We start from the raw sequence: 15060 nt of genomic DNA, 5'->3' as shown, positions 1-15060 counted from the left end.
ACTCTAAAAATGAGCAATTTTTTTGCTCAATGATGTGATAGCGAGGGGGTTTTTCACTTGAATAAAAAAGTTTGGTTCACATCCATTTTAATCTTCTCCCTATTAGGAGTATCAGGTTGTGCTGGAAATAACCGAAATGATATGACACGCCCGATCGGATATTATTCGAATGAGAACCACCAAAGTAATTATGGCAACAACCTATATTCGGATAATGATGGCCCGCTGACGGAAATGATGGACCATACTCTTGGTGATGAAGATCAGGTATCCAACAGCCAAAAGAAGAACATGCTCCAAACACGAGATAAAAATGGAAACCCTCCAAATCCAACAGTGCCGCTTGCTGCTAATGATCAATTTTTAAAGAAGGACAATCGCTTTAGCACAGGTGATGTCAATTACCATGATCATCTGTCACAGAATATAAACAATACTGGAACGACAACAGATCCCCAAAACCTTGGACAGATTTCAGATCGAATCCGCCAAAAGGTTAAAAACGTCAAGAATGTTCAAGATGTGCGTTCAGTTGTTTATGGTTCATCTGTTTTAATTTCTGTTGACTTAAAGGATAAAAACAAAGCAGCTTCAACAAAGAAAGCGATTCGAAAAGCAGTACAACCTTATGTCAATAATCGAGCAGTAACAGTCATTACAGATGAAGGAACGTTTAGCCGTGACCGAAATAACCAAACTGGGGTTAGGGCTGGAACGAAATGAATGTAAGTTGGCGACCCATTGGGCCGCCACTTTTATTTTTTGGAAGGATAGACTGGGCAAAAGTGGCTAAACTATAAACGGAAACAAGGAATATATTTTTTTAGAATTAGAGGTGATCAGCATGGGGTTCAATCGGACGGCTTTCATGCAAACTACCATAGCAGCAATTGCCGTTATTCTCTTCATGCTTATAGGAAGGGTACCAGGTATAATGATAGTTGGCTCCGCCACTGCAATGGACACCCAAAAGTCAGAACCTCTTGCAATGAAGATTGTCCTTGAAAGAATCTACCTTGATGGGGAAGTCAGCGAGGAAATTGTTCAAGAGAATATTTTTTCTCTCGAAAACTTTTGGGCGAAATACGATCAGTGGAGGCTCAAAGACATTGATAAGTCGGAAGTCGTTTTTAGCAAGCAAATTAATGATATTTCCCCGTTGCTAAAAACAAACGGCTATTTCGGTATTTCTGATAAGGGTGTATTAACCATATTTAATGGAAAACCAGATCAATCAAGAATTATTCAATCTTTTTTTCAAATAGATGTCGGAAAACTTGAGAGCAGTAAACAGAAAGAACTGCTAAATGGAATCCCGATTAAAAATAAGGATCGCTATGTAAAGGTATTAGAAACATTTAAGTCATATTCAACTGATGGCAGCTAAACCAGACTGAGGTTAATCAGCCTGGTTTTTTTACTTGGCTAATTAGAAAGTATAAATTTCCCCTAAATTTAAACTTTCTTATGTCGCATAGGTGCAACTACGCCTCTGTCTTCGCCCTTTCGGGCTTGCCAATCGGCGAGTTTTCTTTATTACTCATCATGTACGGATTAATATGATAGAATGTAATATTGAGACCTAAATTCAAGAATTATGGCAACGCTCATCCAAATGCTGCGTTTTAGCTGGATGGTAGTGGCTGGGGGAGAGAAACCGATTGTACGAGTTTATTAAAGGAACGGTAGAGTTTATTTGTCCGGAGTACATTGTTGTAGAGAACAATGGGCTTGGATATCAAATTTCAACACCGAATCCATTTATTTATTCTGGAAAAATGAAACAACATGTTACCGTTTATATCTATCATTATGTTCGAGAGGACATCGTTGCATTATACGGTTTTGAGACGAGGGAAGAAAAAGGGCTGTTTACAAAATTATTAAGTGTTTCTGGCATTGGCCCAAAAGGGGCACTAGCTATTCTTGCTTCCGGGGAAGTCGGGCAAGTTGTTCAAGCAATTGAACAGGAAGATGAAAGCTTTTTGGTGAAATTCCCTGGAGTTGGGAAAAAAACAGCCAGACAAATGATTCTCGATTTAAAAGGGAAGCTCCAAAATATTGTTCCAGACTTCTTTCCAAGCTTGTTCAATGTTGAGGAAGTTGCTGCTGCAGCAGCAGGTTCGGGGGCATTTGAAGAAGCAGTTCTTGCATTAAAAGCACTTGGGTATTCAGACAAGGAAATTAAGAAGATATCCCCGGATTTAAGAAAAGAAAACTTATCGACTGATCAATATATTAAAAATGCACTTAAAAGGCTTTTAAAATAGGGTGATCATCTATGGAAGAAAGAATTATTTCAAGTCAAGCAGATCCAAGTGAAATGAGTCTTGAGCAAAGTCTTCGTCCTCAAAATCTAAAGCAATACATTGGCCAGGATAAGGTAAAAGCAAATTTAGAAATCTTTATCGAAGCAGCCAAGCTTAGACAAGAGGCTTTAGATCATGTCCTTTTATATGGACCGCCAGGATTAGGAAAAACAACGCTTGCGACGATTATTGCGAATGAGATGGGGGTAAATATTCGGACAACATCGGGACCTGCGATCGAAAGACCTGGTGATTTAGCTGCAATCCTTACTGCACTCGAGCCAGGGGATGTTTTATTTATTGACGAAATACATCGTCTGCCCAGATCCATTGAAGAGGTACTATATCCCGCAATGGAGGATTTTTGCCTGGATATTGTGATCGGAAAGGGACCAAGTGCCCGTTCGATACGGCTTGATCTGCCTCCATTTACGTTAATTGGAGCTACGACAAGAGCAGGGGCCATTTCAGCTCCGCTCCGTGATCGATTTGGAGTTTTGGCGAGACTCGAGTATTATAAAGTAGATCAATTGACAAGCATTGTAAAGCGTACAGCTGAATTATTTGAAACGGAAATAAGCGAAGAGTCCGCCTCCGAAATCGGGAGAAGATCAAGAGGAACACCAAGGATCGCCAACCGGCTCCTCCGAAGAGTCCGAGACTTTGCTCAAGTAAAAGGAAATGGGGTTATTGATCTCTCCTTAGCTAATGAGGCATTGGAACGGCTTCAAGTCGACCGACTGGGTCTTGACCACATTGACCATAAGCTTCTTAAGGGAATTATTGAAAAATTCCGCGGCGGTCCTGTTGGTCTTGATACGATTGCGGCAACAATTGGGGAAGAACGAGAAACGATTGAGGATGTTTATGAGCCATATTTGCTCCAAATTGGATTTCTCCAGAGAACACCAAGGGGAAGAGTGGTTACGAGGTTAGTCTATGAGCATTTCAAAATGGAGGTGCCATCAGAGTGACAGGATTATCGAAGACGCTGATGATTATTGGTGCCATCATTTTTATCATTGGCCTTTTAATGCCATTTTTACATTTTGGTAAACTTCCAGGAGATATCATGATCAAAAAAGGAAATGCAACCTTTTATTTTCCTGTCGTTACATGTATTGTGATCAGCATCATTCTATCGGTCATATTCCATTTCTTAGGCCGATTTAGATAGAAGGCTCAACCCTGAAATTACAATCGTTTCAGGGTTATGCCAGATAGAAAAACATTAATAAAGGGATGTCAGTAATGAAATTAGATGAATTTGATTTTTATTTGCCAGAAGAATTAATTGCACAAGTACCATTGAAAAATCGTTCAGACAGCCGTCTGATGGTTTTAAACAAACAAACGGGAGACATCAACCATACGATTTTTAAAAATATTAAAGAGTATTTAAAAGAAGGGGACTGCCTTGTTTTAAACGATACTAAGGTGCTGCCTGCTCGATTGTTTGGCACAAAAAAAGATACGGGAGCCCATATTGAAGTACTGCTTTTAAAGCAGCTTGAAGGAGACAAATGGGAAACCCTTGTAAAACCCGCAAAGAGAATCAAAGAAGGTTCTGAAATCGAATTTGGGGAAGGACTGTTAAAAGCGGTTTGTACCGAAACTTTAGATCACGGTGGAAGGATTTTTGAATTCCAATATGACGGTATTTTTCTTGAGGTATTGGATCAGTTAGGGGAAATGCCGCTGCCGCCTTATATTAAAGAGCGTCTTGAAGATAAGGACCGCTATCAGACTGTTTATGCCCGCGAGCCAGGCTCTGCGGCTGCGCCAACTGCAGGCCTTCACTTTACCGAAGCACTATTAGACGAAATTAGAGAAATGGGCGTACATATTGCTTTTATTACTTTACACGTGGGACTGGGGACCTTTCGGCCTGTAAATGTGGAAAATGTTCTGGAACATGAAATGCACTCTGAATTTTTTATGATGACGCAAGGGACCGCAAATCTGCTAAATGATGTCAAGAATTCAGGGGGCAGAATTATCAGCGTCGGGACAACTTCTACAAGGACGCTTGAAACGATCGCATCTAAAAATGATGGGCGTTTTATCGAAGCAAGCGGGTGGACCAATATCTTTATTTACCCTGGCTACGAATGGAAAGCAATTGATGGATTAATCACCAACTTCCATTTACCAAAATCGACGCTTATAATGTTAGTTAGTGCCCTGGCAGGACGGGACCATATTTTAAATGCCTATCAAACGGCGGTTAACGAACGCTACCGCTTTTTCAGCTTTGGCGACGCCATGTTGATAATTTAAGGAACGGCTGGGTTAAAAAACATTGATGGTTTTTTAACCCTGTTGATTGGAGCGCAAATCAACAGACTAATTTAACACAGCCAAAAGATACAACTGAATGGAAGGAGACAGTTTTTTGACTGCCATACGTTATGAATTTATAAAAACCTGTAAACAAACAGGAGCAAGATTAGGGAGAGTCCATACTCCCCACGGTTCATTTGATACCCCAGCATTTATGCCTGTAGGAACCTTAGCTACTGTTAAAACAATGGCTCCAGAGGATTTAAAAACAATGGGAGCGGGAATAATATTAAGTAATACATATCATTTATGGCTCCGTCCAGGCCATGAAATTGTAAAAGAGGCTGGCGGACTACATAAATTTATGAATTGGGACCGTGCCATTTTAACCGATTCCGGAGGATTTCAAGTTTTTAGTTTAAGTGAATTTCGAAAGATTGAAGAGGAAGGCGTTCATTTTCGCAATCACTTAAACGGAGATAAGTTATTTTTATCTCCTGAAAAAGCGATCGAAATCCAAAATGCCCTTGGCTCGGACATTATGATGGCATTCGACGAATGCCCTCCCTATCCTGCTACATTTGAATACATGAAAAAATCAGTGGAAAGAACTTCACGCTGGGCTGAACGCTGTTTAAAAGCACATCAGCGCCCCGAAGATCAAGGGATCTTTGGCATTATTCAAGGAGGAGAGTACGAAGAGCTTCGCAAACTAAGCGCAAGCGACCTTGTTTCGCTTGATTTTCCTGGCTATGCTGTTGGTGGATTATCCGTTGGAGAGCCAAAAGAAATCATGAATCGGGTTCTCGAATTTACAACTCCATTACTTCCTACAAATAAACCTCGTTATTTAATGGGAGTAGGTTCACCGGATTCCTTAATTGATGGTGCTATTCGTGGCATTGACATGTTTGATTGTGTATTGCCAACGCGAATTGCTAGAAATGGAACACTTATGACAAGCGAAGGAAGACTTGTGGTGAAGAATGCAAAATTTGCCCACGATTTTCGTCCAATCGATGAACATTGTGATTGCTATACATGCCGAAATTATAGCAGGGCTTATATCCGCCATTTAATTCGATGTGACGAAACATTTGGAATTCGATTAACGACTTACCATAATCTCTATTTTCTGCTAAAATTAATGGAGCAAGTCAGACAAGCTATTAGAGAAGACAGGCTTGGTGATTTCAGAGAAGAATTTTTTGAACGTTATGGCTTCAATAAGCCAGACGCAAAGAATTTTTAATAGATGAAAGGAGGGAAACAACTTGGGAAACTTAGGAACAATTGCACCACTGATTATAATGTTTGTTTTGTTTTACTTCTTATTAATCCGTCCGCAGCAGAAGAAGCAAAAATCAGTGCAATCAATGCAAAGCAGCCTTAAAAAAGGTGATAAAATCGTTACAATTGGCGGATTGCATGGTTTTATCGATTCTATCGATGACAATAAAGCAGTCATTAAATGCGGCGATGGTAGCCGTCTTACTTATGAGCGTTCTGCCATTCGTGAAGTAATAGAGGCTGCTCCAGAAAAGGCAGCTTCAGCAAAAGAAGTTAAATTAGAAAAGCAAGATTAATCATGAAAAGAAAAGGAAGCCAAGTTTGGCTTCCTTTTTTTATGCAGTTCTAGAATTGCCTCCCGACAAATTAACCCCTAAAATACCACCCATCATCGAGATTAGTGTATAACAGATATAATAAATAAGCTGTTCGAGGTTAAATAAACGATCATACCCTAAATATTGAAATAAGAAGATAATGAGAGTGTATACTAACCCTGTTAGTCCCCCAATTAACCAGCCCTTTTGCTTTCTTTTTCCACCTGATAAGAATCCGCCGCCGAACAGCCCAATAAAGGATAGGGCAGTGGTCAAGTATTGAAGTGATCCCTCACGAACAGTTGTGAATCTTAAAATGAGGGAAATAATAAGGCTGCTAATGGCGGCAAATAGAAAAATAAAAATGATGCCGTATAATACGGCGGTACCAAAACTTTTCGTTTCGATCTTCGTTCTCCCCTTTCCAATGCCTTAAGGCAATAGCTCCAAACTGATTGACGTGGCAACGATAAACAGTTTCGTTCCTAGTACAAGCGTATTCACCAAGTCCAATAAATAGAATGACTTTTTGACTGATAATGGAATAAAATTCCGTTTATCTTTTTGCATGATTTGATAAAAAATAGAGGTTGAAAAGGGGCGACCAAAAATGGACGAACAAATCATTATACTTTTTCGAACGATTATGCTTTATATTTTAATTCTCGTCATTTTTCGCGTAATGGGTAAAAGGGAAATTGGTGAATTAAGCATCCTTGATTTGGTCGTGTTTATCATGATTGCGGAGATGGCAGTAGTCGGAATCGAAGATACAAAAGATCCAATAATGCATACCATTTTTCCAATGTTATTGTTAATGTTCATTCAAATCTTATTTGCCGTCATTTCACTAAAGAGCAAGCGGTTTAGGGATTTTGTGGATGGCACACCAACGTTGATCATTAAGCAGGGTAAGATCGATGAAAAGGCAATGCGGAACCAACGGTACAATTTCGATGATTTATTAATGCAATTAAGGGAAAAGGATATCCGCAGAATTTCAGATGTTGAATTTGCCATTCTAGAGGCTTCAGGGAAGTTATCAGTCTTTGAAAAAGAGAAAAAACCAGATCAGAATGAAGGTGATATCACCATTCCCTTAATCATTGACGGAGTTATTAACGAAGATCATTTAACACGCATGGGTAAAACGAATCTTTGGCTTCGGCAGGAGTTAAGAAAGCTGGGATATCAAGATATAAAAAAAATTTCTTTTTGCAGTTTTGAAAATGGAAAGTTCTTTATTGATGTCATGGATGAATCGTAAAGAGGATGCATGGACGTTTTCATCCTCTTTTTCGATTACCATAAACATAATTTTGCGAGGAAGTTCCCTATATAAGGGACTCGTTTTAAATCTTCTTTTTTCAAAAGAGCGAACATATTAAGTAAAATAATATAAGAAAGACTCATGCCACCTACCGATGATAGTACTCGAATAACCAGATGTTCGGCTAAAAGGGTGTTGGAAAATAACCAATAGCCAAGCAATCCAGATACACCCATGGCCAAAAAGCCTTTTAGGTAATCATAAATATAGAAAGAAAAAGGAATCCTTTTTAACACGGTTGCGAAGTGTAAAACGGTTACTAAAACAAAACCAACCATTATTCCTAAAGCTGCACCTGTTATTCCAAAGGAAGGCTGTGAAGCAAGCAAAAAGATGACTGCCGTTTTGACGATTGCCCCTATCAAACTATTGATCATTGCCGCTCTGGCTAGATTTAGAGCCTGCAGAACTGCCTGCAAGGGACCTTGGTAATAATAAAAGAGAAAAAATGGAGCCATTACGCGAATAAAATAAGCCCCCTTGGTCGAATTGTACATAAGCTGCATCAGTGGATCGGCTAATACGTAAAGAACGATAACAGCTAGTCCACCCGTTAAAAAGGCAAATCGAAGTGCTTGCTGCAAGCGGTATTCAATTAATTGATGATTATTTCTCGAGTTCGCTTCGCTAATCGCTGGTACAAGGGAAGTTGCCAATGAATAGGTGACAAATGATGGGAGCATTAATAATGGTAAGGCATATCCCGTCAATGCACCATATTGCTTTGTTGCAGCCACTGCAGTCACACCAGCAAGGGCCAAGCTATGTGCCACAACAATCGGCTCAAAAAACCATGATACAGATCCGATCAGCCTGCTCCCTGTAGTAGGAATAGCAATTTCCATTAAATCTTTAAATGTTTGTTTTCCTGCATGAATGGATTTGAAAAAGTTTTTGCGAACCTTAAATCGTTTTTTTAGCTTAAAGGTTGTCATTAAATAAATTAAGGAAAAAAGCTCACCAATAACTGAAGAGAACATCGCAGCTGCAGCAGCGTATTCAATGCCATAAGGCAGAAATGTTTTGGTCAAAACGGCAATTAAGGTAATGCGAACCACTTGTTCAAAAATTTGTGAGTTCGCTGCGGGCCGCATGTTTTGTCTTCCTTGAAAATACCCGCGCAGTACGGAGGAAACAGCAATTATCGGTACAACTGGTGAGATTGCGATCAATGGATAATAGGTTCTGGGGTCAGTAAATAGCGATTTGGCTAAATAGGGTGCCAAAAAGATCAGAGCAGGTGTAAAAAGTATTGACAAACCTAGGGTAGTTGCAAGTGAGACAACAAGAATTTTTTTAATTTCTGCTTGATTTCCCTTTGCCTCTGCCTCAGCAATATTTTTACTGATCGCAACAGGAAGGCCCAATTGTGTAATGGTAACAACAAGAATAAAAGTTGGAAAAGCCATCATATACAATCCAACACCCTCTTCGCCGATACTTCTGGCGATAACAATTCGGTTGATAAATCCCAGAACCCTAGTGATTAGCCCTGCTACTAATAAAATAAAAGTTCCTTTTAAAAACTTAGACATCCAACTTCCCACCTTCTCAAAAAAGGAGAATTCATATACAATTAACTATATGCAACGGGGTGGACAAAGCATGACAAGGAGCTGAATTTTGATTAGTTGATTTTCATTAGCGGGGGAGGTAAATATTATGGAAATAAATAATAACTATGAATATTTGCGAAATCAGGTTGGACCAGCGTTACAAAGTAAACTTGAGGAATTCCAGATCCTAGGGTATAGGGACATTTCAGAACCGCAACTATGGGAATATCTACTTAAAAAGAAATGGAAAAAAGTGAAGGAAGAGATGAAATTACATCAAGCTATTCAGGATATTTTTTCCGTAAAAGTAAGTGATTACATGAACTATGCAACAGTAGAGTCATATAAAGCCGCAGAGTTTTCATTAGATAATGAGGAAGAATGGAAGGAACTTCTTAAATAATTGTTAATTTTTCTTAAGGGAAATTGACAGCCATTCTAACTTATTTCATAATGAAAACAATGACCTTTAGTTTTTAAAGGCTTTGGCTTTTTGCCTAAGGAGGAACTGTACATAATGGTAAAACGGAGTAGAATTATCGCCTTTTTGCTGATCTTAGTATTAGCATTAAGTCTGATGGGTACCACCACTCAGAACATTCTCAAAAATTTGAAGCTTGGACTGGATCTGCAAGGTGGTTTTGAAGTATTGTATGAAGTCCATCCTGCAAAAAAAGGACAAATTATTGATAAAGAAGCGATGACTGCAACAGCTCAAGCACTTGATAAACGGATTAACGTTTTAGGTGTAAATGAGCCGAGTATTCAAATTGAAGGCAACAATCGGATTCGGGTGCAGCTGGCGGGTGTTACGGATCAAAACCAGGCCCGAAAGATTTTGTCAACTGAAGCGAATTTGACTTTCCGTGATGCAAACGACAAACTGATGATGGATGGAACAGATTTAGTCCAAGGCGGCGCAAAACAAACATTTGATGAAAGCGGAAACCCAAGTGTATCGTTAAAATTAAAAAGCGCCAACAAATTCAGTAAAGTAACACAACAAATTTTAAACGAGGCTCCAAACAACTTCCTCGTTATTTGGCTTGATTATAAAAAAGGTGATTCCTTTAAAAATGAAGTAACGAAGAAGAATCCAAAATATTTATCAGCACCATCCGTTAAGGAAGTATTTACCCAAGATTCTGTTTCAATTGTTGGTAAGTTCACTCCAAAAGAAGCTCAGGACTTGGCTTCCCTATTAAATGCAGGGGCACTTCCGGTTCAATTGAAGGAAGTTTACTCTACATCTGTCGGTGCAAAATTTGGTCAACAGGCATTAAAAGATACAGTTATTGCCGGTCTTCTTGGTATTATTATTATCTATTTATTCATGCTTGTTTACTATCGTTTCCCTGGTTTTATCGCTGTTGTTTCCTTAAGTATTTATATTTATTTAATCCTATTGATCTTCCACTGGATGGGAGCTGTACTGACCTTGCCGGGAATTGCGGCCTTAATACTCGGGGTTGGTATGGCTGTTGATGCCAATATTATCACCTACGAACGAATAAAAGAGGAAATTAAAGTTGGTAAATCGATTAAATCGGCTTTCCAGGCAGGTGAAAAGAATGCCTTTACAGCGATTCTCGATTCTAACTTAAATACTATTTTAACGGCGGCTGTTTTATTCTATTTCGGGACAAGTTCCGTAAAAGGTTTCGCAACAATGCTCATCTTGAGCGTAGTCTTAAGCTTTTTAACGGCTGTTTATGGTTCACGGGCTTTACTTGGACTATGGGTTCACAGCAAATACTTAAACAAGAGACAAACCTGGTTTGGCGTAAAACGGTCTGAAATTCACAAACTTGAGGAAAACGTAGATACGCTCGATTTGCCAACTAAATTTGATAAAATTGATTTTGTAAAACATAGAAAGACATTTTTTACTATTTCTGGTACTCTTTTGGTCCTTGGTTTAATTGTTCTCATTGTATTCCGCTTGAATCTAGCCATTGATTTTACAAGTGGTACACGTGTTGAAGTTTTATCAAACAAATCTGTTACAACGCAGCAAATAAAGAATTCATTTGAAAAGTTGAATTTAAAAACAGATGATATTACACTTGGTGGCAAGAACAATGATATTGGCGCAGCACGTTTGAAGGGTGTCTTATCAAAAGATCAAATTGCCAATTTAAAAACAAAGTTTAAACAGGAATATGGTTCTGAACCAAATGTAAGTACTGTTTCACCGACAATTGGTAAAGAATTGGCGAAAAATGCTATTAGTGCCCTTTTGATTGCTTCGGTTATTATCATTCTTTATGTAACCTTACGATTTGAACTGTTTATGGCGTTAGCGGCAATAATTGCGATGCTGCACGATGCATTCTTTATGGTTGCATTTTTCAGTATTACAAGATTGGAAGTAGATTTAAACTTTATTGCAGCAGTCCTTACAATCGTTGGATATTCGATCCATGATACGATCGTTACCTTTGACCGTATGCGTGAAAATATGTATAAGAAAAAACGTCTTAAAACTTTCCAAGATATCTGTGATGTTGTCAATGTAAGTATTCATCAAACACTAACACGATCTTTAAATACAGTGTTAATGGTATTGATTACGGTTCTATCATTGTTGATTTTTGGAAGCCCAGCTATCCGAAACTTCTCAATTGCCTTGCTTGTTGGACTCTTAGTTGGGGTATATTCCTCCATCTTCATAGCTGCCTCACTATGGGTAGTCATGAAAGGGAAAGAGCTGAAAAAGAAAGGCGTTATCAGAACGGTTAAAGAAAAGAAAAAATACTCTGACCAACCACAAGTCTAACCGCAGATTTTTCTGCGGTTTTTTCTTTTTTAAGAACAGTTGATTGGAACGGAAGGCACTTGACTCCTGCGGGAGTACGGGGGAGGTGAGACCCCACAGGCGCCAAAAGCGCCGAGGAGGCTCACCGGCACGCCCGCGGAAAGCAAGTGCTTGGAGTGGAAATCAACAGCTATGTTTAACACAGTATTATTTTTATGAAATTTCCGATTATTTGAAAGGCTAGATTCCCTCCTGTATAATAAAAAAGTTAAGGGGTGAACGTATGTTAAAGTCAAAAACCAGATGGAAAGTACGCACGTCCGACGAACAAAAAGTTGAAACACTTGTAAATGATTTGAAAATAACACCTCTTGTTGCTTCAATCCTTGTCAACCGTGGCTTTGATACCGTTGATTCTGCACGGTATTTTTTATTTGAAAATGATCAATTCCATGATCCTTTTTTATTTAAAGGAATGGATCAAGCTGTAAATCGAATCAAGGAAGCCATAAAAAATCAAGAGCCAATCCTCATTTTTGGTGATTATGACGGGGATGGGGTTAGCAGTACAACGGTGTTAATGATAACGTTAAAAGATCTAGGTGCAAATGTTGATTTTTATATTCCAAATCGCTTTAGAGAAGGCTATGGTCCCAATGAAGTAGCTTTTCGCCATGCAGCAGAAATAGGAATTAAATTAATTATAACGGTCGATACCGGCGTTGCTGCCGTTCACGAAGCAAATGTAGCGAAGGAGCTGGGGATGGATTTGATTATTACAGACCACCATGAACCAGGTCCAGAATTGCCGGAAGCATTGGCAATTATCCATCCTAAACTACCGACAAGCACATATCCCTTTCGTGAACTGGCTGGTGTTGGCGTTGCTTTTAAGCTGGCCCATGCCCTCTATGGAAAGGTTCCAGAGCATTTATTGGAAATAGCCGTCATCGGCACAGTTTCTGATTTAGTTTCCTTAACAGGAGAAAATCGGTTAATCGTTAAAAAAGGGTTAGAAAAACTTAAAACGACTAAAAATATTGGTCTTAAAGCAATTTTTAAACAAGCTGGTGTAGACCAAAAGACGGTAACGGAAGAAACGATTGGTTTTACCCTTGCGCCAAGAATTAATGCAGTCGGCCGCCTTGAAGATGCAGACCTTGCAGTTAGACTGTTATTGACAGACGACCCTGAGGAAGCACAGGATCTAGCGGCAGAAATGGAAAGCCTAAATAAAGCAAGGCAAACAATCGTAAATGCAATCACAACCGAGGCTATTGAAGAAGTGGAAAGCAACTTTCCTGTCGACCAGAATAACGTGCTTGTTATTGGGAGAGAAGGATGGAATCCTGGGGTTATCGGGATTGTCGCTTCCCGACTGGTGGAAAAATTCTATCGTCCAGTGATTGTTTTAAACTTTGATATGGAAAAAGGATTAGCAAAAGGATCGGCGCGCAGTATAGCAGGGTTTGACCTTTTTAAAAACTTGTCCTTTTGTCGTGAATTGCTGCCACACTTTGGCGGTCACCCGATGGCTGCAGGTATGACCTTAAAAATAGATGATGTAGCAGAGCTTCGTTCTCGTCTAAATAAACTCGCAAGTGAACAATTGACTAAGGAAGATTATATTCCGATTACATGGCTTGATTCTGAAATCAAGTTAGATTCGATTAATATAGGAACACTCGATCAAATAAACCTTCTATCCCCTTTTGGGGTGGACAATCCAAAGCCAAAAGTTTTGGTAGACAGTGTCCATATTGCGAACATGAAAAAAATCGGGAGCGATTCTACTCATTTGAAGCTCACAATCGAGGAAAAGGGTGCAAACCTTGATGGCGTTGGGTTTGGCCTGGGTTCTTTAGCTGATCAGATTTCACCGGTTGAAAAGATATCCTTAATTGGTGAACTAACCATAAACGAATGGAATAATATTCGGAAACCGCAAATATTTATTCATGATGTGACGGTAAAGTCATGGCAGTTATTTGATTATCGAGGCGGGAGTCGGCTAAAGAACCTTCGTTCGATGGTGCCGAAAGAAAATCGGAAATGGATCTTTTTCGATAAGGAACATTATGAAAAATTTATATCCTCTCTCGAACCTAATGAGACATTTCTAATTGATACGAAGGAACAGGCTGAATTAATGAATATTGCCCAGGCAAATATTGTTTTTGTAGACCTTCCTTCTTCAGAGGAGACCATAGGGAAGTTGATCAAAGGTAAAAATCCTGCTCGGATTTATGCCTGTTTTCTAAAAAAATCAAGTGATTTCTTAAGCACAATTCCAACAAGGGATCATTTTAAATGGTATTATGCCTTTCTTTTGAAGCAGGGAACGATAAATTTGACAAAATATGGTGATGCTATTGCCAAAAAACGCGGCTGGACAAGAGAAACGATTTTCTTTATGTCAAGGGTGTTTTCTGAATTGGATTTTGTTACAATAAACAATGGACTGATTACTTTAACAAAGCAAGCGCTAAAGCGCGATTTAACTGACTCAAGGACATATCGATTAAAACAGGAACAATGCTCTCTTGAAAGTGAATTGCTGTTTTCTTCCTTTCAGCAATTGAAAAACTGGTTCAATCAATACCTGGACGAGTCAGTGACGAATGAGGAGGCAATAAAAGAATGGACTTGAAAAAGTATATAACAACTGTGCCTGACTGGCCAAAACCAGGAATTAAATTTTTAGATATTACTACCTTGATGGATAATGGTGATGCATATAAATATGCCACCGACCAGATTGTTAATTATGCCAAGGAAAAACAGGTAGATTTGATTGTAGGCCCTGAAGCACGCGGCTTTATTATTGGCTGCCCTGTGGCATATTCCCTTGGAATTGGTTTTGCTCCCGTACGTAAGGAAGGAAAGCTTCCTCGTGAAACAATTAAAGTTAACTATGGCTTGGAATATGGATCAGATGTTTTAACCATTCATAAAGATGCGATCAAGCCTGGGCAGCGGGTACTTATTATCGATGATTTATTAGCAACGGGAGGGACCATTGGAGCCACAATTCAATTGGTTGAGGAATTAGGCGGAATCGTTGTCGGTATTGCTTTCTTAATCGAACTAACCCACTTAGAAGGCAGAAAAAACCTTAATGGCTATGATGTCTTAACATTGATGGAATACTAGAATAGCCAAGTGAGGGCACTCAGGCAGAGTGCTCTCATTTTTTAAACAAAATATAATGAATTTT

Annotated in this window: 15 protein-coding genes; 13 read left to right on the top strand and 2 right to left on the bottom strand. The window is 39.1% G+C overall.

The window, feature by feature from the left end:
* Nucleotides 1–57: 57 nt before the first annotated feature.
* From RCG17_RS05860 to yajC, 8 genes are all read left to right on the top strand, one after another.
* Nucleotides 58–723, top strand: coding sequence for a YhcN/YlaJ family sporulation lipoprotein (locus RCG17_RS05860; protein WP_308174308.1), 666 nt, complete (start codon nt 58–60; stop codon nt 721–723).
* Nucleotides 724–868: 145 nt separating this feature from the next.
* Complete coding sequence (locus RCG17_RS05855) at nt 869–1387, top strand: BofC C-terminal domain-containing protein (protein WP_374120898.1); 519 nt, start codon at nt 869–871, stop codon at nt 1385–1387.
* Nucleotides 1388–1661: 274 nt separating this feature from the next.
* Nucleotides 1662–2270 (top strand): Holliday junction branch migration protein RuvA, encoded by a 609-nt coding sequence (gene ruvA, locus RCG17_RS05850; protein ID WP_308174307.1) that lies wholly within the window; start codon nt 1662–1664, stop codon nt 2268–2270.
* A gap of 11 nt (nt 2271–2281) precedes the next feature.
* Entirely contained in the window at nt 2282–3283 is a 1002-nt protein-coding gene (ruvB, locus tag RCG17_RS05845) for a Holliday junction branch migration DNA helicase RuvB (RefSeq protein ID WP_308174306.1), read from the top strand.
* Nucleotides 3280–3486: a DUF2905 domain-containing protein gene (locus tag RCG17_RS05840; protein WP_308174305.1), complete on the top strand. Its 207-nt coding sequence runs from the start codon at nt 3280–3282 to the stop codon at nt 3484–3486. Before ruvB ends, RCG17_RS05840 begins: the two co-directional genes overlap by 4 nt.
* A 74-nt stretch (nt 3487–3560) precedes the next feature.
* A complete protein-coding gene (queA, locus tag RCG17_RS05835) occupies nt 3561–4589 on the top strand; it encodes a tRNA preQ1(34) S-adenosylmethionine ribosyltransferase-isomerase QueA (RefSeq protein ID WP_308174304.1) in 1029 nt (342 codons plus the stop codon).
* A gap of 115 nt (nt 4590–4704) precedes the next feature.
* Nucleotides 4705–5844 (top strand): tRNA guanosine(34) transglycosylase Tgt, encoded by a 1140-nt coding sequence (tgt, locus tag RCG17_RS05830; RefSeq protein WP_308174303.1) that lies wholly within the window; start codon nt 4705–4707, stop codon nt 5842–5844.
* Between the two features lie 22 nt (nt 5845–5866).
* Nucleotides 5867–6178: a preprotein translocase subunit YajC gene (gene yajC, locus RCG17_RS05825; protein ID WP_308174302.1), complete on the top strand. Its 312-nt coding sequence runs from the start codon at nt 5867–5869 to the stop codon at nt 6176–6178.
* A gap of 39 nt (nt 6179–6217) precedes the next feature.
* On the opposite strand, the gene RCG17_RS05820 is transcribed toward yajC, so the two are convergent.
* The gene (locus tag RCG17_RS05820; RefSeq protein WP_308175774.1) at nt 6218–6607 is read right to left on the bottom strand and encodes a TIGR04086 family membrane protein; all 390 of its coding nucleotides are present in this window, start codon (nt 6605–6607) and stop codon (nt 6218–6220) included.
* Nucleotides 6608–6809: 202 nt separating this feature from the next.
* On the opposite strand from RCG17_RS05820, the gene RCG17_RS05815 reads away from it, so the two are divergent.
* Nucleotides 6810–7466, top strand: coding sequence for a DUF421 domain-containing protein (locus RCG17_RS05815; RefSeq protein ID WP_308174301.1), 657 nt, complete (start codon nt 6810–6812; stop codon nt 7464–7466).
* 35 nt (nt 7467–7501) lie between these two features.
* Here RCG17_RS05815 and spoVB read toward each other — a convergent pair whose 3' ends face one another.
* The gene (gene spoVB, locus RCG17_RS05810) at nt 7502–9064 is read right to left on the bottom strand and encodes a stage V sporulation protein B (RefSeq protein ID WP_308174300.1); all 1563 of its coding nucleotides are present in this window, start codon (nt 9062–9064) and stop codon (nt 7502–7504) included.
* Between the two features lie 127 nt (nt 9065–9191).
* On the opposite strand from spoVB, the gene RCG17_RS05805 reads away from it, so the two are divergent.
* The 4 genes from RCG17_RS05805 (at nt 9192) to RCG17_RS05790 (ending at nt 14996) form a co-directional block, all read left to right on the top strand.
* On the top strand, nt 9192–9488 hold the full coding sequence (locus tag RCG17_RS05805; protein WP_308174299.1) for a post-transcriptional regulator: 297 nt from the start codon (nt 9192–9194) through the stop codon (nt 9486–9488).
* Between the two features lie 114 nt (nt 9489–9602).
* The gene (gene secDF, locus RCG17_RS05800; protein WP_308174298.1) at nt 9603–11864 is read left to right on the top strand and encodes a protein translocase subunit SecDF; all 2262 of its coding nucleotides are present in this window, start codon (nt 9603–9605) and stop codon (nt 11862–11864) included.
* Between the two features lie 262 nt (nt 11865–12126).
* The gene (gene recJ / locus RCG17_RS05795) at nt 12127–14493 is read left to right on the top strand and encodes a single-stranded-DNA-specific exonuclease RecJ (RefSeq protein WP_308174297.1); all 2367 of its coding nucleotides are present in this window, start codon (nt 12127–12129) and stop codon (nt 14491–14493) included.
* Nucleotides 14484–14996, top strand: a complete 513-nt coding sequence (locus RCG17_RS05790) for an adenine phosphoribosyltransferase (RefSeq protein ID WP_308174296.1) — start codon at nt 14484–14486, stop codon at nt 14994–14996. Before recJ ends, RCG17_RS05790 begins: the two co-directional genes overlap by 10 nt.
* The last annotated feature ends 64 nt before the right edge of the window (nt 14997–15060 follow it).

Source organism: Neobacillus sp. PS3-12, from assembly GCF_030915385.1.
Lineage (GTDB): Bacteria > Bacillota > Bacilli > Bacillales > Cytobacillaceae > JAEVLT01.
This window is presented reverse-complemented; position numbering and strand designations above follow the sequence as displayed.

Bases quoted from the DNA above. Each gene is read 5' to 3' on its own strand.
- RCG17_RS05855 (WP_374120898.1), top strand. From the start codon at position 869: ATGCAAACTACCATAGCAGCAATTGCCGTTATTCTCTTCATGCTTATA.
- ruvB (WP_308174306.1), top strand. From the start codon at position 2,282: ATGGAAGAAAGAATTATTTCAAGTCAAGCAGATCCAAGTGAAATGAGT.
- queA (WP_308174304.1), top strand. From the start codon at position 3,561: ATGAAATTAGATGAATTTGATTTTTATTTGCCAGAAGAATTAATTGCA.
- RCG17_RS05815 (WP_308174301.1), top strand. From the start codon at position 6,810: ATGGACGAACAAATCATTATACTTTTTCGAACGATTATGCTTTATATT.
- spoVB (WP_308174300.1), bottom strand. From the start codon at position 9,064: ATGTCTAAGTTTTTAAAAGGAACTTTTATTTTATTAGTAGCAGGGCTA.
- RCG17_RS05805 (WP_308174299.1), top strand. From the start codon at position 9,192: ATGGAAATAAATAATAACTATGAATATTTGCGAAATCAGGTTGGACCA.
- secDF (WP_308174298.1), top strand. From the start codon at position 9,603: ATGGTAAAACGGAGTAGAATTATCGCCTTTTTGCTGATCTTAGTATTA.
- recJ (WP_308174297.1), top strand. From the start codon at position 12,127: ATGTTAAAGTCAAAAACCAGATGGAAAGTACGCACGTCCGACGAACAA.
- RCG17_RS05790 (WP_308174296.1), top strand. From the start codon at position 14,484: ATGGACTTGAAAAAGTATATAACAACTGTGCCTGACTGGCCAAAACCA.